Annotated in this window: 15 protein-coding genes; 3 read left to right on the top strand and 12 right to left on the bottom strand. The window is 53.2% G+C overall.

Annotated elements, in window-relative coordinates; translation table 11 throughout:
• Positions 1 to 947: 947 nt before the first annotated feature.
• From FUA23_RS22915 to FUA23_RS11185, 10 genes are all read right to left on the bottom strand, one after another.
• Complete coding sequence (locus FUA23_RS22915; protein WP_262713705.1) at positions 948 to 1,079, bottom strand: hypothetical protein; 132 nt, start codon at positions 1,077 to 1,079, stop codon at positions 948 to 950.
• A gap of 198 nt (positions 1,080 to 1,277) precedes the next feature.
• On the bottom strand, positions 1,278 to 1,913 hold the full coding sequence (locus tag FUA23_RS11225; protein WP_246144166.1) for an exonuclease/endonuclease/phosphatase family protein: 636 nt from the start codon (positions 1,911 to 1,913) through the stop codon (positions 1,278 to 1,280).
• Positions 1,914 to 2,988: 1,075 nt separating this feature from the next.
• A complete protein-coding gene (locus FUA23_RS11220) occupies positions 2,989 to 3,501 on the bottom strand; it encodes a hypothetical protein (protein WP_147930834.1) in 513 nt (170 codons plus the stop codon).
• 688 nt (positions 3,502 to 4,189) lie between these two features.
• Entirely contained in the window at positions 4,190 to 7,009 is a 2,820-nt protein-coding gene (locus FUA23_RS11215) for a DEAD/DEAH box helicase family protein (protein WP_187270982.1), read from the bottom strand.
• Between the two features lie 651 nt (positions 7,010 to 7,660).
• Positions 7,661 to 7,909 carry a hypothetical protein gene (locus FUA23_RS11210; protein ID WP_147930832.1) on the bottom strand — a complete coding sequence of 83 codons (249 nt, stop codon included), beginning with the start codon at positions 7,907 to 7,909 and terminating at the stop codon, positions 7,661 to 7,663.
• 407 nt (positions 7,910 to 8,316) lie between these two features.
• Positions 8,317 to 8,508 carry a hypothetical protein gene (locus tag FUA23_RS11205; protein WP_147930831.1) on the bottom strand — a complete coding sequence of 64 codons (192 nt, stop codon included), beginning with the start codon at positions 8,506 to 8,508 and terminating at the stop codon, positions 8,317 to 8,319.
• A 409-nt stretch (positions 8,509 to 8,917) separates the two neighbouring features.
• Positions 8,918 to 9,139, bottom strand: coding sequence for a hypothetical protein (locus FUA23_RS11200; protein WP_147930830.1), 222 nt, complete (start codon positions 9,137 to 9,139; stop codon positions 8,918 to 8,920).
• A gap of 288 nt (positions 9,140 to 9,427) precedes the next feature.
• A complete protein-coding gene (locus tag FUA23_RS11195; protein ID WP_147930829.1) occupies positions 9,428 to 10,243 on the bottom strand; it encodes a hypothetical protein in 816 nt (271 codons plus the stop codon).
• Positions 10,244 to 10,427: 184 nt separating this feature from the next.
• Positions 10,428 to 10,685, bottom strand: a complete 258-nt coding sequence (locus FUA23_RS11190) for a hypothetical protein (RefSeq protein WP_147930828.1) — start codon at positions 10,683 to 10,685, stop codon at positions 10,428 to 10,430.
• A 41-nt stretch (positions 10,686 to 10,726) separates the two neighbouring features.
• Entirely contained in the window at positions 10,727 to 11,215 is a 489-nt protein-coding gene (locus FUA23_RS11185; RefSeq protein ID WP_147930827.1) for a hypothetical protein, read from the bottom strand.
• Between the two features lie 204 nt (positions 11,216 to 11,419).
• Between FUA23_RS11185 and FUA23_RS11180 the strand changes: the two genes are divergently transcribed.
• Positions 11,420 to 15,154 carry an ATP-binding protein gene (locus tag FUA23_RS11180; protein ID WP_147930826.1) on the top strand — a complete coding sequence of 1,245 codons (3,735 nt, stop codon included), beginning with the start codon at positions 11,420 to 11,422 and terminating at the stop codon, positions 15,152 to 15,154.
• Between the two features lie 43 nt (positions 15,155 to 15,197).
• On the opposite strand, the gene FUA23_RS11175 is transcribed toward FUA23_RS11180, so the two are convergent.
• The gene (locus FUA23_RS11175; RefSeq protein WP_147930825.1) at positions 15,198 to 15,785 is read right to left on the bottom strand and encodes a hypothetical protein; all 588 of its coding nucleotides are present in this window, start codon (positions 15,783 to 15,785) and stop codon (positions 15,198 to 15,200) included.
• Between the two features lie 90 nt (positions 15,786 to 15,875).
• Positions 15,876 to 16,322, bottom strand: coding sequence for a hypothetical protein (locus FUA23_RS11170; RefSeq protein WP_147930824.1), 447 nt, complete (start codon positions 16,320 to 16,322; stop codon positions 15,876 to 15,878).
• 664 nt (positions 16,323 to 16,986) lie between these two features.
• Between FUA23_RS11170 and FUA23_RS11165 the strand changes: the two genes are divergently transcribed.
• Together FUA23_RS11165 and FUA23_RS11160 are read left to right on the top strand one after the other, a co-directional pair.
• Positions 16,987 to 17,415: an HYC_CC_PP family protein gene (locus tag FUA23_RS11165; protein ID WP_147930823.1), complete on the top strand. Its 429-nt coding sequence runs from the start codon at positions 16,987 to 16,989 to the stop codon at positions 17,413 to 17,415.
• 75 nt (positions 17,416 to 17,490) lie between these two features.
• Positions 17,491 to 21,249: an efflux RND transporter permease subunit gene (locus FUA23_RS11160; RefSeq protein WP_147930822.1), complete on the top strand. Its 3,759-nt coding sequence runs from the start codon at positions 17,491 to 17,493 to the stop codon at positions 21,247 to 21,249.
• Positions 21,250 to 21,298: the final 49 nt, after the last annotated feature.

Below are 21,298 nucleotides of genomic sequence, written 5' to 3'. Positions count from 1 at the left end.
GATGCCGGCGGCTGAGACTCCGGAGATCGGGGTGTCGGATGTTCCTGCTCTTCTACCGTGTACTGCACCTGCGTCCGCGCCCAAAGAATCAGTGGACAATGTGGTTCCGGATACGATAAACGGGGAGCTGGTTTGGCCTGATCCGTGGGATAAAATAAGGGAGCCTTTGCTACGAAATTACTAGGTTGAACTGTCGATTTTTCGTACCTTAAGAAGGTTATCAGTAAGTTAGAGATGAGGGGTCAGGGCCGATGGGTTTTGACCCCTTCGCTGTTGGGGCTGGGGTGGTGAGGCTGAGGGGCGGTGCCCTACCTCTCGCCATGAACCGCTCTGCTCTGCACCGCCCTGCACCGCCCTGCACTGCCTAGCACAGCCCTGTCCTGCTCCGCCTAGCCCTGCACCGCCTAGCCCAGCCCTGCACCCGCCCTGCACTGCCCCGCACCCCCGGGTTCCGCTCGTCGCGTTGCGACTTGCTGCACCCGGGGTTAGGGTGGTTGGACCCCGTTGGGGTCGGGTCAGGTTGGGGTGAGTGGCGGTGGTGGATGGTCCCGGGTTTCGCTCGTCGCTTCGCGTCTTGCTGCACCCGGGGTTAAGGAGGTTTGACCCCGTTGGGGTCGGGTGGGGTTGGGGTGAGTGGCGGTGGTGGTGGATCCCGGGTTTCGCTCGTCGCGTTGCGACTTGCTGCACCCGGGGTTAAGGAGGTTGGACCCCGTTGGGGTCGGGTCAGGTTGGGGTGTGTGGCGGTGGTGGTGGATCCCGGGTTCCGCTCGTCGCGTTGCGACTTGCTGCACCCGGGGTTAGGGAGGTTGGACCCCGTTGGGGTCGGGTCAGGTTGGGGTGAGTGGCGGTGGTGGAGGATCCCGGGTTCCGCTCGTCGCGCTGCGACTTGCTGCACCCGGGGTTAGGGAGGTTTGACCCCGTTGGGGTCGAGGGGGGTGGGTGGTGGCTTAGCGGATGGAGAATTCGGTCCAGAGGGGGTAGTGGTCTGAGATCATCCAGGAGTGCTGGAGTTTGGAGTGGGTTTCCTGGTTCCAGAGTAGCGGGACGAAATCATAGTTTCCGGCGCTGAGGAGGTCCATGGAGAGTTTTGGTTTACCGCTTTCTCCGTTGAACCATGCGATTTGGTCGTAGTATTTGTCCTTGTTGAAGATAGAGCGTGTGGCGCCTTCGTCCTGGAGAGCAGGCGGTACGTATAGTCCTTCGGCGAGGAATGTTTGATCGAGGAGGTCTCCGCGTTCATCGATGTTGAAATCGCCGAGGCAGATTAGGTTTTGATCTTAGGCATTGATGTCGGTTGCCCAATCGCTGAGCCAGCGGGCGATTCCTTTTAGTTCAGCAATGCGGTCTTTGGATTTTTTGCCATAAATGATGTGGAGGGTAACGAGGATGAAGGTTTTAGATTCGGACCGGAAGCTGACGGCATATGGGGATCGGACAAACTGGTCTTTGAGGGTGTTTTCCCCGACCTCGGAGAGCCATTCTTTGGGGACGACGATTTCTGATGCGAGGCCGGAGAGGTTAACGCGGCGGGTGTCGAATACATAGGCCATGCGTTCGCCATTTCCGGCGGAGCCGGCGGTGACATCGGTGAGAATGAAGGACCAGTTGGAGCCAAGAAGTTTCATCATGTCGCGGAATGCGCGAATGTTGGCTTTTACTTCCTGGACGGCGATGACATCGAAGCGGGATATGATTTCGGTGATGTATTTGAGGGAGGAGAGGTCGCGACGGGGGGAGTCGTCCTGGCCGGAGGTCCAGATGCGGGAGAGGTCGCCGAAGGCGCGGATGTTCCAGGTAGCGATGAGGAGGTTCCGACCGATTTTTTTTGCTGGGATGCGTATATCGAGGTTATCGGATAGTGCGTGGAAGCGGGGTAGTAGCTCTTCGGGTAGGGGGTCTAAGATGTTGGGCATGATGTTGAGATTGTTGGGGTTGTAAGATACGGCGCGGGAGCCTGTGGCTGGGGAGGTTGTGCCGCCCGCTCCCTGAGACCCGAGCCCCTGGTATCTGGTCCCGGGTCCCGGGTCCCTAGTCCCGGATCCCGGGTTCCGCTCGTCGCTTCGCGTCTTGCTGCAGCCGGGGTTAGGGAGGTTTGACCCCGTTGGGGTCGGGTCAGGTTGGGGGGTGTAGCGGTGGTGGTGGATCCCGGGTTCCGCTCGTCGCGTTGCGACTTGCTGCAGCCGGGGTTAGGGAGGTTTGACCCCGTTGGGGTCAAGGGGGTGTGAGGCGGTGGTGGTGGATCCCGGGTTCTGCTCGTCGCGTTGCGACTTGCTGCAGCCGGGGTTAGGGAGGTTTGACCCCGTTGGGGTCAAGGGGGTGTGAGGCGGTGGTGGTGGGTCCCTGGTTCCGCTCGTCGCTTCGCGTCTTGCTGCACCCGGGGTTAAGGAGGTTTGACCCCGTTGGGGTCGGGGGTGTGTGTGGCGGTGGTGGTGGATCCCGGGTTCTGCTCGTCGCGTTGCGACTTGCTGCACCCGGGGTTAGGGAGGTTTGACCCCGTTGGGGTCGAGGTGTGTGAGTGGCGGTGGTGGTGAATCCCGGGTTCCGCTCGTCGCGTTGCGACTTGCTGCAGCCGGGGTTAAGGAGGTTTGACCCCGTTGGGGTCGGTAGGGTGTGTGAGTGGCGGTGGTGAAGGGTCCCGGGTTCCGCTCGTCGCTTCGCGTCTTGCTGTACCCGGGGTTAGGGAGGTTTGACCCCGTTGGGGTCGAGGGGGGTGAGGGGGGGATGGCGCAGCGGGGGGCGAAAAGGGAAGGGCCGCTTCCCAATCGGATGGGGGCGGCCCTTCTAAATGCTCCGGGATTCCCAACACCCTTGGGCGGAGCTGCAAAACAAAATAAACTCAGATAAAAACAGCAGAATAGTCTGGTGGTGGTAACGAGGATGAATGGGGTGAATCCCGTCGTAAGGAAGATGATGGGTGTGAATCCTGTCTCAACGAAAAGGAAGGGGTAAACCCCATCGCCACGAGAGGCGGGCCTCCGGCCCTGGGGGTTAGTTTTTGTATTTTGGGATGATGGACTCGGTGATGGCGCAGCAGCGTCGGAATTCGGCTTCGAGGGTGACGGAGTTGACGATTAGGACGGAGGGTTTGGTTTGGTCGCGGATGACGACGTAGTAGGTGCCTTCGTAGCGCATGGGTAGGGTGATATGGTAGGCTGCGGAGCCGGTGTTGATGTGGTAGAGTTCTTCGAGAGGTTCGCCTTTTGGTTGGAAGTAGACATCGAGGGGGAGGCGCTGGTACTCGGGGTAGTGGGGGTGGGCGTCTTTGAAGCGGAATAGGCCGCGGGTGGCGGTGGTTTTGGTGGTTTCGGCGCAGCGTGCGCCGAGGAACTGAAGGATGGGGTATGATTCCACGTGTTGTTTTTGGTAGCGGTTGGCGTCGAAGCAGATGGGGTCTTGGTTGCCGGTGTAGATTGTGGCCTGGCGCTGGGCGGGCAGGTCTCCTGGTGCCCAGGGGTGGAAGAATGAGCAGAGGAGGAGAAAGGGTAGGAGGGAGGATTGCATAGTGGAGGAGGTGATTGGCAGTGAAGGATGAGTGTTGTTTTGTGGTCGGGGAGGCTAGGGGCTGCTCGTTGGCGTTGCATCCCCCAGGTTCTCTCGTCGACTGCGCCGACTTTGTCACCTGGGGTTAAAGGGGGTTGACCCCGTTGGGGTCTGAGTTCACGTTTGTCTTGTATAGTCTTGCGTGAATTCGTTTTTGCGGGTGGTTAAGCCCTCTCTTCCCGGCCGCTCTCCAAACCGCTGGGCTGGAGAGGGCAGACGTGGAAGTTCACTCCGTTCGTGCTTCTGTGAAAGAATCGTGGAGGTTTGGGTCTGTTCGTTGACGTAGCATCGCCAGGCTCTCTCGTCGACTGCGCCGACTTTGTTACCTGGGGTTAATGGGAGTTGACCCCGGGTGGGGTCTGAGTTCACGTTTGTCTTATATAGTCTTGCGTGAATTCGTTTTTGCGGGTGGTTCCGGCTTTAAAGAGCGGGAGGAGGCGAGCCCCTCCAGTACGAGAGAAGGGAAGCTTATGGCCAGGAGATAGGCTTATGCTCTGGTGGGGGTAGAGCAATTCGTTGGTATAGGAGGCTGGCTCCGATAGCAAGAAGCGAGAGGTCGAGAGAAGGGGGCGAGCCCCTCTGGTGCGGGTAAGAGGATATCTGTAACTGGCAGCTAAAGTGCAAGCTATCTGCTCTTAAGTTGTCAGGATCAAGCTGCGAGGAGGGGGAGGATCTTAGCTGGGTCAGCGAGTAGGTTGTTGGCTGCGGCGGCCAGGGGCGGCGGGTTGTCGTTGGTGAAGGCGGCGTGGATAGTGATGGTGCGGTAGCGGCCGGAGCCTTCGACGGTACAATGGGTGATATTTCGGACGAGGTTGATGGCGCGGGCGGGGGAGAGGCCAAGGAGGTCGATCAGGCCTTCAGGTTCTGAAAGCCGGCGTTTTTTTGCAATGAGAGGGGGGCGGGCTGATCTGGCGGGAAGAAGAGGTTTTTTTGAGACCAGAAGCAAGGGTTTGAGGCGTTCTACCAATGCTCGTCCAACCATTTTGGCACCTGCGTTAGCGCCCTTATTTTCTTCAGTTCCGGAATTTGTGTTTTGCAAATTGAGCGCCAGATGTTGGGCGATGTGCTTTTTGATGCGGACTTCTTCCTTGTGTTCAGATTTCATGAGTTTGCGAGTTTTGGGGTCGTTGAAGAGTTGCTGTTCGAAGTGAAATTTAGCGGCCCTGAACTGGTGGTTAAATTCTGCAGGCGATAGGTTGAGGAAATGTTCTTTGTCGGTGACGCCGAGGGCGAAGAGGCGGCAGTAGCGAAGAATGTGGGTGCGGGCTTTCTCGTCCCATCGTCGTCGGTGTTGTGAAAGGTATTGGGCTCCGGTGGCTCCCTGGACGTTGTCGAGGAGTTTGGGAGTTAGTTGCTGGAGGTTGGCGCGGCCATGGCGGTTGCCCTGTTCGGCGTACCAGAGGAAGAGGGCGTTTATAACAGGGGCGGGATGGTGAAGGAGGTCTTCTATGAGTGCTTTGTGGAAGGCCTTTCGTTCTTCTTTTTGGGTCTGGCCAGCTTTGGAGACAGCATCCTTGACCGGGTCGGCGGATGGTTTATTTTTGACGCGGAGGATGGTGAAGCCAACGGCCCGGAGGCGGGTATAGAAGTAACAGTTGTTGGCGGAGGCGACCTTTCGTCCGTGGATTGCGGCGAGTACGTGTAGGGGATCAGGGATCCATTCCTTATCGTGCTGGTAAGCGAGGTTGAGGAGGTGGTTCCGGTACTGGTAGTTGTTGCTCTGCTCGATGTTGGTGATGAAAGGAAGGTCTTCGGCAGGGTATTCGTTTTGCCAGCGTTTTTTGCTGCGCCGGAGCTGGCGGGCCTGGAGTTCGGCTAATTCGAGGTTGTTGATGAGTTCTTCGTCGGCGAAGGGGAAGAAATCTGGCAGGAGGTTTCGTTCGGTGGGCAGGATGGAGAAGACGTTGACGACCTTCATTTTCCGGAAGCGGGCGATGAACTGTCGGAAGGTGTCTTCATCGCGAAGACCGACAGTGAAGATGCGGCCGACGTTGCGGTTTTTGATGTTGACGCCTTCGCTGATCAGGCAGGTGCAGAAGAGGAGTTTGATGGATGGTTTGATTTTTTGGCGGGAGATGATATCATCGAGGGCATCTGCTTCGCCGCGGTTGTAGTGGCTGCGGGAGATGGTGGCGATTTGGTCTTTGCGGAGGTAGCCGAGCTGGACGACGAGTTCTTTGACGGCGGTAAGCTGGTCGGTGTTGTTCCAGAAGACTACGTGGAGCTTACCCTGGGGGGCTGATTTGGTTGAGCGCTCTGAGGTTTCGTGCGTTGCTGCGTAACCCCGGGTTCGGCTTGTGCCTTCGGCACGCGCTTCACCCGGGGTTAGGGAGGTTTGCCCCCTTCGGGGTCTGGGGAAGATTTCGGCGAGGTGGGTGATGAGGGAACGGGCGAGGGCTTCGTTGTTGGTTCCGTCGGCTTCGATGTCGAAGACGCGGACGTTTGGATTTTGGTTGCGGGAGACGGTGACGAGTTGAGCTTTGAGGGTTTGGCAGAGTAGTGGAGACATGGTTCCGGAAAGGAGGACCGTTTTTTTAGCTTCGGGGATTAGTGCGGCACATTTGCGGAGGGTTTCTGCGCGGAAAGGTTTGTAGCCCCGGTAAACTTGTCCGTACTGATTGACTAAATTATGAGCTTCGTCGATGACGAGGAGTCGAAGGAATAGGTGGGGCACCTGGTGGATGGTGTCGTAGGTGCAGACGATGAGGTCAGCTTCGTTGGAGACTTGTACTTTGTTGTGGTTGAAATTTCCGGTGAGGGCGTAGCCCTTGTGCTGGTGGGCGATCTGGCGAGCCAGATTTATGGTGGGCACGGCGATGACTAGAGGTTGGCGCGTGCGCCGGGCATACTTGATGATGAAGGTGGTTTTGCCTGATCCGGTGGGGGCTTCGAGGGCTACGGATTGGTGCGTGGCCAGGATGGCCGAGATTGCCCGGTATTGTTCCTGGAGGTACCGGTTGATGTTGAGTTTGATGGTGGGTACTTCGACTCGAAAGGGGTCAGTAATAAGTTCATAGGTGATGGTATTGTCTAGCAGGTCTCCAGTGCTGAGGGCGCGGTAGCGGGCGTTTTGATAGAAGAAACCTTTGGCGAGCTCATTGAAGTTTGCTTTGGTGTGAAACTCGGCCCACTCGCGGTAGTTTTTTTTGAGGAAGAGTCGGTTCAGTTTATGGCGGAAGCTGGATTTTGAGAGGGTGAAGCCGGCGAAGAATCTGGATTCCTGGAGGGAGGGAGAGAGGTTAAACTTCAAGAGGTCGGAGGCTACGGGTTGGTGGCCGTGGGCTTCGATCAGGTCGTCGACGCCTTTGGGGGTTTCGTTCTCCCCCGGCCCCTTTTGCTGCGCAGTACTTCGTGCTCGATGCGCGGCTTCTACGTGACCGGTTTTGCGTTCACTCCGAGGTCCCCGGGAGAGGGGAGACGTAGCAGGCGTGGTATTGCTGCTGCACGTTGGGATATCTGTTCTGCCCATGACGAAGCAGATTTTGCATTCGTGGTTGACGGTGGCGAACAGGTCGAACAGTTCGGCGGCGAAGCGTTGGGCTGAGTTATTGAAGTCCTGGTTTCGGCGGGAGGAGAGGAGCTTTTTTCGTGGGTCCTTTTGCTGCGCAATACTTCGTGCTTGATGCGCGACTTCTACAGGATTTGCTTCTTGTTCCTTCCGAGGTCCTCGGGAGAGGGGGGACGAGGTGGGCCCTGAAGGAGTGATGTTGCTGCCGCATTTCGGGGAAGCAGAGCTGTAGCCTGGGTTTAGAGCGTCGGCATCGTAGAGCATGTAGATCGTGTCGGGGAGCCGTTGGAGGAGGTAGTTGCGGAGGTCGGGGTTGAGTCTGAAGACAGTGATTCCGAGGAAGGCTACAGCTTCGATGCCTGCGACATCGAGGGCTGCTGCTTTGAAATAGCCTTCGGGGAATACGATGAGTCCGCCGGTTTTCTTTTCGCGATACGCTTTGATGGCGAGTGGAGCGGGGAGCGGCCTGAGGCTTTGCTTGTACGGATTGTCGTACTTGTGGAGGGTGGGGTCTGCGGCTAGGATGTCGGGATGGCGGCGGGTGACGCTGAGGATGCTGTAGAAAGCGTCTTCGTGAAGGTTATAGGCTGTTTTTCGATTTTGTAGTTTTTCCTACTGATGCAGTTTTTTGTGGGGGATATACTTGATGAAGTCTCCGCTTAGGGTGCGAACTTGTTGGAGGATGTTGCCCTCGGGGTCGGCGCTGAGTCCGTAAGCCTGGGCCTGATCGGTTTTTATTCCGATTGTAGCGAGGCGACTGAGGAAATAAGCCTGTCGGTTATAGAGGCTGGAATTAGCGGGCAAAGCGGTAGCTCTGGAGGCTGTTGGTGACAGCCCCCCGCTGCGATCGGGAGATGGCATAAATCGGAGATTGTGCCGCTGCTCGCAGGAGGAGCGCGGCCGGTGTATTAGCAGCGATGCTGCAGCGGAGCGTGTTCAGAGAAGCTGATGGCCCGATGTGTCAAATGTATGACAAATGGCTCCAGAGTTGCAACTTGCTGATAAGCAGCTTGTTGCGAAAATCGTTTTTGAGGGAGGGAAGATTTAGGGAAAAACCTATGTATTACAAGGGGTTGGGGGGTAAGCGGTTGTACTTTAAAAAAAGTTGCTCAGCGCATATATTTTTTGAGCTGAGGGTTTGTTTTGCGGGCTTTTGTTTTCCAATTTCTCCGTTAGAGAGAATTGGAGTGGGCTCTGAACGTGGACGAAAATGTTACCTTTTCAGAAGGTAGTGGCGGACCAGGTAGTCATTGATTTGAGGTTGGCGCTTAGCGGTTTTGGAAGCGTTTTTTCAGGATTTTGAGGATGATTTCCTCTAGAGGAAGCTTATCGTGCTTTGCACTCTGGTCGAGTTTTTGGTTCAAATCTTTCTCTAAATGGATTTCGAGGATCACGTTGGACTCGTCATTTTGGGCAGAGGATGACCTGACAGGAGGTGTTTTTTTGTCGTTCTTATGCATGTGTTGTAGGTACAGTGTTCGGAAGAGAAGCTGTGAAAGACAGGGAAATGCGGTAGTGCAAAACACTTAAGAAGCTTCGCTGAAGTATGATTCGGTAAAAAGGAGCGTGGTAATCCGCTCAACACTCAATAGCAATATTGAGGCTAATATAATTTGTAATATGCTAAAGTAGCACGTTTTGGCGTGAAATGTATGACAATGGGGTTGGATTGTCTGAAATATTCAGTTGCCGAGTTTCTGTACCTGAGACCAGGTCTACTCTACATTTTTGATTTTCCACCTCTTCTCCCGCCCGCCTTTATGTTTGCTTTGCAGTACTTCGTGCTCGCTTAAGGCTCAGCGGAGAGGGAGCCAAAAATGTAGAGTAGTGTGACTTGAAGCTTGAGGAAGGGTTTTGTGGTTAGTGTTTTTACTTGGAGTTTTTTTCATCCTTTCGGTATTTCTCCCATAGGGCTTCGATGACCATACTGCTGACGGATCGATCATGATGGATAGCTTCTTCTTTGATGATTTTCATGAGTCTGCTGGGAACGCGGACGTTGACCCTGACGCGGGTGTCGCGTTGAGGGATAGCAGGTGCCTGGCTTTCGTCTTTGTTTTGATTGGGAGCAGATTTATTTTCTTTTGACATCGTTTGAAAGATCTTGTTAGATGACGTGGATTAGATTCTGTTACAGAGGCGGGAATAGTAATGCCGTTGCCGCACGGGTTAAGCGTTGAGGCTACAGGTAGGCACCGATTGTGAAGAACCGCTATAAAACTAGTAAACGGATTTATGCCTTAAGTTGCCAGAGGGAGCTCCTTGAGACAAGTACTTGAATAGATTTTGGGTGATGGATAAACCTATTAAGCACGTTAAACTTGAAAAATAAACTTCTTAGCCTAAAGGTATGACAAATGGCTCTAAAATGGAACTGGATCATTTTTTAGTGGTAGTTGGATGATGAGCTTGAGGGTTTGAGAGGCAACCGGCGAGGTTTTCGATCTCGTACTGTAGCGTTTCGATGCGGGTGATTTGGTCTTGGTTTCTGAGTTCCTGGAGGAGGAAGGTTTTTCTTTTGAGGAGGTATTCTTCCGGGGAGATGTCGTGGTTTTCGTACTGTTTTTGGTAGAGGGTGAAGAGCTGGCGGTCGATATCGGCGACGCCGTTGTGGAGGTTAAGCTTGTCGGTTTCTACTTCGAGGCGACGCTGGAGTCGGTGGAGCTTGGCGATTTCTATGTCTTCCTTTAGTTGGGAGCGTTTGATGATGGATTCACGGGTGGCGGCGCGTTGTTGTTTGTTGCGATGGGCCTGGTAGATCAGGGATGAGTTTATGCCCAGGGACAGGGTAGGGGTGAGGCGGGAGCTGAAGTTGCCATCCTGATCTCGGCGGAGGGCGGGGGATAGGCCGGCGTTTAAAGAGGGGATGTATTTTAGCCAGTCTTTTTTGTGGGCTTTGGTAAGGGTGGCGAGTTCGGCTTCGCGGAGGCGGAGGTGGCGGGTTTGGATGCAGGATTCGTACCCTCTCCCCCGGCCCCTCTCCTCGGGAGAGGGGAGATGTGATAGGTGTGGATGCTCGCTTTGCTCGTGGCGGGAGGGGGCAAGCCCCTCCCGTACTGGAGGAGCGAAGATTCTGGCTTCGGGGTAGGGGAGCTTAGTTACTGTGATTAGGGTGTCGGGTACCTGGGCTTGGCAGCTGGGGGCGGGGCCGCAGGTGCAGAGTAGGGATAGGAGGAGCAGGGGGAGGTTACGCATGACTTTGATTTGTGGTTAGTCTGCGGTGTAGGGATCGGAGGGAGTTTGTCGGAAGGAGATGTGGTGCTGACATCCGGGGGGGAGGTCGCGGCTGCGCGCTGTCGGAACCCCCGGGTTACGCTCGCGCTGGGCGCTTGCTTCACCCGGGGTTAAAGAGGTTTGACCCCGCTGGGGTCGGGAGTGGTCAGAGGTAGGTGAAGCGGAGGGTGATAGTGGTGGCTCCGTTCTCGATGTCGACGTAGTTGGTGGGGGCCGCAGGTGCAGAGTAGGGATAGGAGGAGCAGGGGGAGGTGGCGCATGACTTTGATTTATGGTTAGTCTGCGGTGTAGGGATCGGAGGGAGTTTGTCGGAAGGAGATGTGGTGCTGACATCCGGGGGGGAGGTCGCGGCTGCGCGCTGTCGGAAACCCCGGGTTACGCTCGCGCTGGGCGCTTGCTTCACCCGGGGTTAAACAGGTTTGACCCCGCTGGGGTCGATTATTGTCAGAGGTAGGTGAAGCTGAGGGTGATAGTGGTGGCTCCGTTCTCGATGTCGACGTAGTTGGCTGGGTTCAGGGTTAGCTGGTAGGTGGGTTCGAGGGCGTCGGCTACTGGTGTCCAGGATTCGATGGGTAGGGGAGTGCCGTCGCTGGTTTGGGTGGTGATTGATTCGAGGTGCAGGGTTGCGGGGCAATGGGCTAGCCAGACGGTTAGGGAGGTGTCGTCCCAGGCGGCGAAGAAGTCGGGGCCGGAGGCGCAGGACCAGGTTGCCCAGGCGTTGTAGGTAGCTGAGTAGGATACGCCGTCGTAGATGTAACGGTAGCCGCCGGCGTTGCCGGCGTGGGTGTTGGGGTCGGAGAAGTCGATGGTAATGGTGGCGGTGGTCGGGAGTTCTTCGACAACGGGATCAGCCGGTTCGCAGCTCGGGTAAAGGAGAACGATCAGGGCGGCGAGGAAAATGATGAAGGGGTACGACGTGAGGATGGTTCGCATGACTGGATGGGTTTAGTCTGCGGTGTGCGTCGGAGGTGTAAAGATAGGGATGTTTCTTTACTCCTTCATAAATTTCCTAAAATGCAACTAGAATTCAGAGATGCCATACGAAAGATTCAGGCTCATTAAATTCTAAAAAGAGAAGTCCCTTTTGCCACCAATGGCATGAAGATTGCTATAATAAGGCAGCACAAAACCCCCGTTATGACGCAATCTAATCCCGAAATTCCAAGACGCTTGCAAGAGATTGATTCCGCTAGCTTCCAGCTGCTTGTCAATCAGTACCTGCGCCTTTCTGATTCAAGCATCGTCGGCGTCTCTCCGAACGGGAGTCATGCCTTTAAGCTGAAGACCAATACCGGTCAGCCGGACGCTCATTTCTGGCTCGATGACGGACGTATGATGTGGGCAGAGCACACTACAACGGCGGGTAAAACTGAGACCGTAAAGAAGTTCAAAGGAGATATCAATGGATGTGAGGAAGAGAGAAACAATTTAGGTTTGAAGCCTGAAGATATAAGAGAGTTGAAGCTTTGCTACACCGTTGATCTCAACCCTGATCAGGAATTAGACCTGAAGGATTACGGTAAGAAAAGGGGCTTTGAGATTAGCTTTTTGGGCCTGGCCACGCTTGCAACAGACTTACAGCAACGTTATCCAGGGCTGGCGGAAGTTTTTCTTTCCGTTACCATCGGTACCGGTCAGTTGTTTCTGCTTGAGCAATTTATAGCGTTTAAAGCCAAACACAGCGGCGGAATTGCTACACCGCTGACTAATTCTTTCATCGGGCGTAAAGATGAAGTAGAGGAATTGAAGGCGAACTGCAGCACTCATTCGATAGTCTGCCTTAGCGGTGGTTCTGGAGTGGGAAAATCAAGATTGACGCTACACGCTCTAGAACAACTATCAGAAGAGAATAAGCGGCCGGTATTTGTTTTGGAGGACAATGGCCAGGACGTTTACAAAGACTTACGACTTTGGTTTGACAATCTTACTTCTGGTTACTTACTAGTAGAAGATGCGAATCGACAGCTAGACAACTTGAAGCAAGTAATCAACTTTTCGAAACAACATCACGATAAGGATTTTCGAATTGTTTTGACCGTCAGAAACTATGCGAAAGAGGCGGTTGAGCAAGTATTGGCGGCGGTCAAAACAGCGACGATGACCATTGGGGTTGTTTCAGATGAAGAGATTCGTTTGATTGTGGCCAACTCTCCGTATAAGATCGTAAAAGATTATCAGCAATGGGATATTTCGCGCCTGGCTAAAGGGAATATCCGGTTTGCGCTTATGGCTGCCCGACTGCTGAAAGACGATAAGGTAGAAAAGCTACCCGCTTCATTCCTAGAACTCTTTGACCTCTATTTCTCTACTTACGTGAGGGATTTTGAGGGCCTGCTTACGCGTGATTATATTCAGACGCTCGGTATGTTCTCCCTTTTTAAGACTTTCGATATGGGGGCGGAAAAGCAGAGTGACCGGGATGCCTTACTACATGAATTCGGAGTAGACCCTGATAAATTTCAAGACTGTATCAACGTTCTTCGCCGAAGAGAACTGGTGACACAGCGTTTTGAAATGGCGGTTTTATCAGAGCAAGTATTTGCTACGTACTTCTTTTACTTAGCTTTCATTAAAGATAAGGTGCTCGATTTTCGGAAAGCGATGGAGTATGAGTTTGACCGACAACATTACAGTAAGTTATCGGAGCACGTGAATGAAATCGGGCAGCGGTTCGGTACGGGAGTCATATTGGATGCCGTCAAGAGTGACTTATTAGTCAAGGAAAAGTTACTGGTGTCAGATACAGATTGGGACCAGTACTTTACGGTGTTTTGGCGATTCAGGGAAGATAGGCTGATTCGGCTAATGAGGCTACGGGTCAGTAGACTGCCACAAATCAAAGAGCACAATTTTGCGGTTGCATTGGACAATCAGACTGTGAACCATTATACCCGATCAACCGAGCTCCGCTTTTTAGGGAGCCTACTTCAGTCGGAGGAGAAAATTTTTAAAAAAGCGATAGACTTGGCTTTTCAGTACTGCGCGCGAAAGCCTAGCTCTTTTCTTGGTTTGCTTAAGATTTTTAAAGAAGGAATTTTACTGAAGAGCGGTGGTCCTATTGAGAACATTGAACGGCAACGGTACTTATTCAAACTCTTACTTGAAGGGGTAGCCGCTGGTGAATCATTATGTCAAGCTGTCTTTTTGAGCGTGGCGGGGTTCTACCTTTCACACGGGTCGAGTGTTCAGGAATATCAACACGCTTTAAGAGAGGGGGGAGAATTGAATAGTGGCCAGCAGCTGAGAATTTTGATTTGGGAACAACTCCACTTTTTGTACCCCACTCAATCGAAAAGCATTATCGATACGCTGAAGTTGTTAGCGAATGGACGCTACAGCCGGATTACGGGGAAGGTGCTTTCTGTGGATATTCACTGGATTGGAAAAATCATAAGTGATTACCTTGACCCGGAAGACATCGGTGACGCGGCAATGGTACACGAACTAATGGATGCCCTTGAAGATTATGGACCTACTCGAGGCCAGGGTCTTGGAATGATTGGGTCGATCAAAGCAAGGTTTAATTCACCGGTGCTATGTACGCTAAAAAATATAGGGTGGAGATATTGGAACTACCATCGGGGTGAGGATCAAAGCATAGAAGAACATACCGTCAGTCATGACGATTTTTTGAAGCGGGAGTACTTATTCCCTAATCGCGAAGCTGGAAAGTCTTTTTGTGCTGAACTGGAAGAAATCGTTCAAGCAGACCTACTGATAGGTTTTGAAGTAGAGCGAGGTCTCAGAACCATTTTGCGGGCTAATTTAGAGAATGACGTAACTGTAGGAGGTTGCCTGCTCGACGAGTGGTTAAGGCTTGATCTACCAATCGATCGTGAACTGGTAGTCCACTTGGGAAGTAAGAAAGAATTGGTGGAACTGTACCTGAGCGCGCTAAAGGCGTTACCGGAAACCTACCGAAAGAGACGATTCTGGTTTTTTGCACAGTCGCTAGCACCAGAGTTGGTAACTACTGAAATAAGAAAAAAAATCGTTAAGACGATTAACGATCTCCCTCAAAAAGGGCAGGTAAACTTCCACCTTTTAGAGCAATTCGCCGAGCATAATGATGAGCTTTTGGGTTGGCTAAGTTCTATTCATCAACAAGTTGCCGAAGGGAAGCAGTTTTACTACGTGGGGGAGGAGCCGATGATAGACTTTTTGGTCAGTCATGACGTAGAACTAGCGAAAAGATCTTACCTCCGACAAATAGCTGTTGATGATCATTTTGATCATACCCTAAAAGTACTATGTAAGATACTCTCACGCGCGCCTGGCTTTCTTGTCAATTATGTCAGAGCCGATTATGTGGACGCCAACTCAAATAAGCATTTAGGTCGAAAGCGTCATTTTGGATTGATCTGGTCAGTACCTGATATATTACCATTCTTCTCTAAGTGCGCGGACTTAATTTCTGAAGTACAGCACTTCCACTTTTTTGGTGACAGTGCGTTAAAGACACTATTTAATAGTGTTGATGCTGACTTCAAAAAGACCATGAAGCCTTATGCTTTTAAGTATCTAGTCGCCAACATAGAAGACAAGATGGCACGGCGTATGATTCTCGACGGTATTCGAACGCAGTTACCTGACTACTATCCAGAGGCGGTGTACCTCTACCTTAGCTACGATAACAGCGTAGAGAGTTTTCGTACCATCCGGTGGACCCCAAGCGGAGGAATGTTTGCCGCCGGCACAAACGTAAGCAGATGGAGAAAACGAAATTGGGAAGATGTTTACGAATTGATTGATGGTTATACCGGTGATAATGACATTTCCGATATTATCGAACATGTCCAGGCTGAAATTGACCAGCGAGAAATAGACGCGCTGAAGGAGGACAAACAGATGTTTGGCTATGGTGATTTTTAATGTCTTTTAGCGGATTATCGCAGGATAGAAGCTCTATAGGGTGCTAAGGTTTTGGATTCTTGTTGAGCTGCCTGACCATAAAGTCGACCATGTCTTGTTGAGGTTTACGATTAAGGTCCAGACGACGCTCAGCGTCGCGCTCGATGGCTTCGGCGAATTGGATTAGTGCGGCCTGGCTTTCTTCATCGCTTTGTGTAGCAGCCTGTACTCGTAAGGTTTGCGCTACTTCTAACGACTTCTCTTGGAATGCTTCAAATAGTTGGACCACGTCGGTGCGACTGTTAGCCTTTTTGAAGTTAGAAGATATTTTACTGGTTAGCCCTTTGACTATTGTATACCCCATGAAAGCCTTGCGAGGGGATTTAATAAAAGGGTAGGCCATGGTGATCCACTGGGCTAGCTTAGGGGGGGTGGGGGCTGCCGGATCAGGTTCCGGCTCCTGGTTAGAAGTTCCAAGGAACTTATAGATCGGGCCTAATGAATCAGCGTAGAGTTTGAAGTTATTGTAATACTCGTAATGCAGTAGGCTGATGATAAGTAGGGTGAACTGCGAGTTGTAGATGGTAAGGTAGATCGTCATCATCATCACCCAGCGGTTTAGCTCATCGATCTTGTCGACGAGCTCCAGCACTTTGGCGTGGGTGCATATTTTTTTGCCAGCGTCGGAAGTGACAAAGCCTTCACTAGATGATCCTGGATGATAGGTGGCGTGCCGGAGTCTTCAGATGGTATCTATGTCGCCGGAGGTAAGGCCAAATGACTTGAAGCACTTCAACGCCGCTTCAGGATCGGTGAGTTTTCCGAACGGTGTTCTTCTTCGGGTGAGGTAATAGGCGTAGAACCTCAATGCGGGAGCAGCTTCGCGGAATTTTGCAACACGCTCAAGTGCGGGAAAAACGGCAACCGCCTGATCTTCGTGTTCCTTAGTAGCCCCTACGTGTATTTTCCGAAGCGCAAAAGCAATTTCATTATGATTACGGACATAGGATCTGGCACGATCATAGAAAGCCTGCGGCGTAGACTCTACTTCTTCGGTGATCTCTTTGAAAACGAGCTTATGTTGTTCGGCGAATTTTTCACCTTTTACGCAAAGTCTGAACTGAGCATAGTGGGGCTTACTAAGATCATAAGACTCTACTTCTTCTCGAATTCTGGACGCAGTGATCATAGGCTAAATCAGGTTTACTTGTACGAGTGAATTAGTTTGTAACAACTAGGGTAACCAACACAAAGTTGCAATATGTGTAGCCTTCTGTACTTACTAGTGGATTCCTATTGGTTTTAAGAAAAAGCGGGGATCAGCCCTCGGAGAAACTCTCCTAAAGTCGCATAGGCTAGCAGAATGAGCAGGCAAACAACAATCAGCCAGAGCCGCCGGAAGGATGTGGTAGAATTGAGTAGGCTGGTGTTTTCTTCGCTGGTGTAACCTTTTGTCTCCAAGAGATAAAAAGGCCAAACCCGGAAGCGGAATTCTTTTGGTTCCTTGTTAGTAGATGGAATAGGGGCCATGGATAGGAGTTGGTGGTCAAAAGAGACCTGGTGATCAGAATAAGAATCTGCTCACCTCCTATGTGGGGGACCCGTAGCCCAAAGAAAAGGGGTAGGGAGGCTACGGGAAAGGACAGGGCGTTTTAGCACTTTTGGTGCGGTCGATAACTAGCCATGATCGGTAAGTTTTGGATGCCCTTAGGGTCAGCGACGAAAAAATATTAGATGGAATGACGTTGACTCTTTGGCGCTTACGACATTTTGCAAAAACTATCCATATTATGCTCATCTCAACTTTGTCCGCCTAATGCCTGTATCTTTACTAGAGTAAACAGCCTTCTAACTTGATTAGACTACTTCACATATTTCTGGCGACTCTCGTCCTCCTCGGCTCCGCTGGGTTGACGGTGAATCGTCATTTCTGTATGGGGGAGTTGAAGTCGGTCGCCATTTTTGGCGAGGCGGAGAAGTGCCATAAAGAGCAGAAGAAAGCGCATTGCCCGTTCCACCCCGCGCCGGTTGAAGAGGAGAACGACAGTAAAAAGAAAGGGTGCTGTGACGACGAGCACGTGCTGGTACAGATCGACGATCAGGAACAGACGGTGGTGGATGCCTTGCCAACCATCGTAGCGGTATTACCTGACTTTCCACCCCAGCTCTTTAACTACCTGCCCCCGCACCCGCGGCCGCGCAAAAACACGAACTTTGAGAACTACCGCCCGCCTCCGTTGATACCGGACCTGGTGCGCGAGTTCCAGATCTTCCGCTTATAACGACACGATGAATTACAACTTCCCCGGCAGCTACGGCTGACCGGGGCTTTCGTGATTTTTGTCAAGTGTCGTTTTATGATTAACGCTTTTGTGCGCTTCTTCTTAGAGAATAAGCTGGTTGTTTGGCTTTTGTTGCTGCTCTTCGTAGGCTGGGGCCTGGCCACCGCACCCTTTGAATTTAATATTCCCGGTTTGCCGCGTGATCCGGTGGCGGTAGACGCTATTCCTGATATCGGGGAGAACCAGCAGATCGTCTTTACCCAGTGGATGGGGCAGTCGCCCCAAGACGTGGAGGACCAGATCACTTATCCGTTAACCTCGACCTTGTTGGGGATTCCGGGGGTGAAATCCGTCCGCTCCAACTCGATGTTTGGCTTTTCGAGTATCTATTTGATCTTCGAGGAGGAGGTGGAGTTCTACTGGTCGCGCAGTAGAATTCTGGAGAAACTGAACTCTCTGCCGGCGGGCTTGCTGCCGGAGAACGCTACGCCGACGCTCGGTCCTGACGCCACGGCCTTGGGGCAGGTGTACTGGTATACGCTGGAAGGGCGCGCACCGGAGGGTACGCCCGTCGGCGGCTGGGACCTTGATGAGCTGCGGAGTATTCAAGACTTCTACGTCCGTTATGGTCTGAGCGCCGCCGGGGGCGTGAGTGAGGTGGCCAGTATCGGCGGCCACGTAAAGGAGTACCAGGTGGACGTGGACCCCGATAAAATGCGGGTGTACGGCATTACGCTTGGGCAGGTGATGGCTGCGGTCAAGGGGTCTAACCTTGATGTGGGAGCGGCGACGTTAGAAATCAATTTGGCTGAATATTTTGTCCGCGGGCTGGGTTACTTGCAAAATCTTGATGACCTGGAGCTTGCCGTTGTCAGTGAGAAAAACAATGTGCCGGTTTACCTGCGCGACGTGGCGAGGGTAACGGTGGGCCCGGCCGCGCGGCGGGGCATTCTGGACAAATCCGGGGCGGAGGCTGTCGGTGGGGTGGTGGTGGCGCGCTATGGGGCTAACCCGTTGGAGGTGATCAACAACGTGAAGGCTAAGATCGCGGAGTTAGCCCCCGGACTTCCAACCCGCGAACTGGAAGACGGCACGGTAAGCCAGGTTACCATCGTCCCCTTCTACGACCGCTCCGAACTTATCCGAGAAACGATCGGGACGCTCGAGGAAGCCCTAACGCTGGAAATTCTTATTACGGCCATCGTCGTGATCTTGTTACTGTTCAATTTGAAATCATCGTTGTTGGTAGCAGGAACGCTGCCGGTGGCGGTCCTGATGTGTTTCATCGCGATGCGCTACTTCGGGGTGGACGCCAATATTGTGGCCTTGTCTGGTATCGCCATCGCAATCGGGACGATGGTGGATATGGGGATTGTGCTGACGGAGAGTATGGTTTACCGGTTGAACGATCCGCCGGAAGGGGAGAGTAGGCTGGAGAGTATTTATGAGGCGACGGTGGAAGTGGGCTCGGCGGTGCTGACTGCGGTGGCTACGACAATTATCAGCTTTTTGCCGGTCTTCACGATGGAAGCGGCGGAAGGGAAGTTGTTCCGGCCGTTGGCGTTTACGAAGACCTTTGCGCTGATTGCTGCAATCGTTGTGGCGCTGGCTATTATCCCCGCGCTGGCGCATACGGTTTTGGGCTGGGACCGGGACAGTAAGCGGGTAAAGATTGTGGGCAACGGGCTATTGATCGTTGCGGGAATTGCCGCCTGGGTACTGGTAACTTGGTGGTTGGGAGTAGTTACTATTTTGGCCGGGGTGCTCGGTATTGTTACTGCTGTTGTAGGGGAAGAGGGCGCGGACGCGGGTGCAGTGGGAGGCAGGAAAGAGCAGTGGCTGAAGACGCTGGTGAACGTAGCGATTGCATTGGTTCTAGCGTGGCTGCTGGCCGGCTACTGGCTACCGCTGGGTGTGAACCAGAGTCAGGCGACCAATTTCCTGTTCGTGGTTGTGGTAGCGGGCAGCTTACTGGGCTTCTTCTGGCTGGTAATTCATTTCTATACGCACATTCTCGGTTTTCTGCTGCGGGTAAAGGTGCTCTTCCTGCTGCTGATTGGGCTGTTAATCTTTGCGGGCTTCCAGTCGTACCGAAGTATTGGAGAAGAGTTTATGCCAGCATTGGGAGAAGGGGCTTTTCTCCTGATGCCGACAAGTATGCCGCACGCCGGGATCGCGGAGAACCTCAAGAATCTCCGCACGCTGGATATGGCGGTGACCACCATTCCGGAAGTGGAGATGGTCGTCGGCAAGGCCGGCCGGGTGAACAGCCCGTTGGACCCGGCGCCCCTGTCGATGTATGAGAATATGATTTTGTATAAGTCGGAGTATTTGACGGATGAGGACGGACACCGGCTCCGCTTCAAAGTGGACGAGAAGGGTGAATTTGTCCGTCGTTCCAACCTGCGGCAGCCGAGCCCCGCGAGTGAATCAGCGGTAGCAAATCGCCAATCAAATATCAAGAATCAAATATCACATATCGAGTCGGGGCTGGTCCCCGACGAAAACGGTCAGTACTATCGCCAGTGGCGGGATCACATCCAATCGCCCGACGATATTTGGGAGGAGATCATTGCCGCCGCTCAGCTTCCGGGGGTGACGTCCGCTCCTAAACTCCAGCCGATTGAAACCCGGCTGGTGATGCTGCAAACGGGAATGCGGGCGCCGATGGGGATCAAGGTGCGGGGGCCGGACCTGGCCACCATCGAGGCCTTTGGTCTGGAGCTGGAGCGAGAGCTGAAGAATGTCGACGGCGTGAAAGACGCGGCGGTGTTCGCCGACCGTATCGTAGGCAAGCCTTACTTGCTGCTCGATGTGAAGCGCAAGGCCATTGCCCGGTACGGGTTAAGCGTAACGGACGTCCAGCAGCAGATTATGGCCACCGTTGGCGGGATGAAAATGACTACAACCGTTGAAGGTCGCGAACGCTACGCCGTTCGCCTGCGCTACCCACGTGAACTACGGGATAATCCGGAGACCATTAAGAACATTCTTGTCCCGACCCGCAGCGGACAGATCAAACTCGGTGAGCTGATCGATATCCGTTATGAGCAAGGTCCGCAGTCGATCAAATCCGAAGACGGCTTTCTGGTCGGCTATGTACTCTTTGATCGATTGGATGGATTCTCAGAGGTGGAAGTTGTCAAAAATGCGACGGCTTACCTTGACGGCTTAGCTAAAACCGGTGAGTTGGACGTTCCCGCTGGCATCAGTTACCGTTTCGCCGGTAATTACGAGCAGCAGGTACGGGCCAATGAGCGGCTGAGCCTGGTGGTACCAATAGCCCTGGGACTGATCTTTCTGATTCTGTACTTCCAGTTTAAGTCGGTGACGACGGCGCTGATGGTATTCAGCGGTGTGTTCGTGGCTTTCTCTGGAGGGTTCCTCTTGCTTGGCGGCTACGCTGACCCCGACTTCATGGATGTCAACTTCTTCGGAGAGAACCTGCGGGATTTGTTTCAGATGCGGACAATCAACCTGAGCGTAGCGGTGTGGGTCGGCTTCCTGGCTTTGTTCGGCATCGCGACCGACGACGGGGTGCTGGTGGCAACTTTTCTGAGGGACAGTTTTGTGCGAAATACACCCAATAACGTGGCGGAAATCCGGGCGGCGGTGATCGAGGGTGGGTTGCGACGCGTCCGTCCGGCGATGATGACGACGGCAACGACTTTGTTGGCTCTGCTGCCGGTACTGACGGCTACGGGGAGGGGGGCGGACATCATGCTGCCGATGGCGATCCCCAGTTTTGGCGGCATGGCGCTGCAGGTGGTGACGATGTTTACGGTGCCAGTGCTTTGGTGTATGCGGGAGGAGATAAAACTTAAACTTCGTTGATATGCGATATGCGATTCTTGATATGCGATATTTGATTTGCTCCGCTGCT

Source organism: Neolewinella aurantiaca, from assembly GCF_008014675.1.
Lineage (GTDB): Bacteria > Bacteroidota > Bacteroidia > Chitinophagales > Saprospiraceae > Neolewinella > Neolewinella aurantiaca.
This window is presented reverse-complemented; position numbering and strand designations above follow the sequence as displayed.

Coding starts and splice junctions, on each gene's coding strand:
- FUA23_RS22915 (WP_262713705.1), bottom strand. CDS start 1,079: ATGGACCTCCTCAGCGCCGGAAACTATGATTTCGTCCCGCTACTCTGG.
- FUA23_RS11225 (WP_246144166.1), bottom strand. CDS start 1,913: ATGCCCAACATCTTAGACCCCCTACCCGAAGAGCTACTACCCCGCTTC.
- FUA23_RS11220 (WP_147930834.1), bottom strand. CDS start 3,501: ATGCAATCCTCCCTCCTACCCTTTCTCCTCCTCTGCTCATTCTTCCAC.
- FUA23_RS11215 (WP_187270982.1), bottom strand. CDS start 7,009: ATGGGCAGAACAGATATCCCAACGTGCAGCAGCAATACCACGCCTGCT.
- FUA23_RS11210 (WP_147930832.1), bottom strand. CDS start 7,909: ATGCCATCTCCCGATCGCAGCGGGGGGCTGTCACCAACAGCCTCCAGA.
- FUA23_RS11205 (WP_147930831.1), bottom strand. CDS start 8,508: ATGCATAAGAACGACAAAAAAACACCTCCTGTCAGGTCATCCTCTGCC.
- FUA23_RS11200 (WP_147930830.1), bottom strand. CDS start 9,139: ATGTCAAAAGAAAATAAATCTGCTCCCAATCAAAACAAAGACGAAAGC.
- FUA23_RS11195 (WP_147930829.1), bottom strand. CDS start 10,243: ATGCGTAACCTCCCCCTGCTCCTCCTATCCCTACTCTGCACCTGCGGC.
- FUA23_RS11185 (WP_147930827.1), bottom strand. CDS start 11,215: ATGCGAACCATCCTCACGTCGTACCCCTTCATCATTTTCCTCGCCGCC.
- FUA23_RS11180 (WP_147930826.1), top strand. CDS start 11,420: ATGACGCAATCTAATCCCGAAATTCCAAGACGCTTGCAAGAGATTGAT.
- FUA23_RS11170 (WP_147930824.1), bottom strand. CDS start 16,322: ATGATCACTGCGTCCAGAATTCGAGAAGAAGTAGAGTCTTATGATCTT.
- FUA23_RS11160 (WP_147930822.1), top strand. CDS start 17,491: ATGATTAACGCTTTTGTGCGCTTCTTCTTAGAGAATAAGCTGGTTGTT.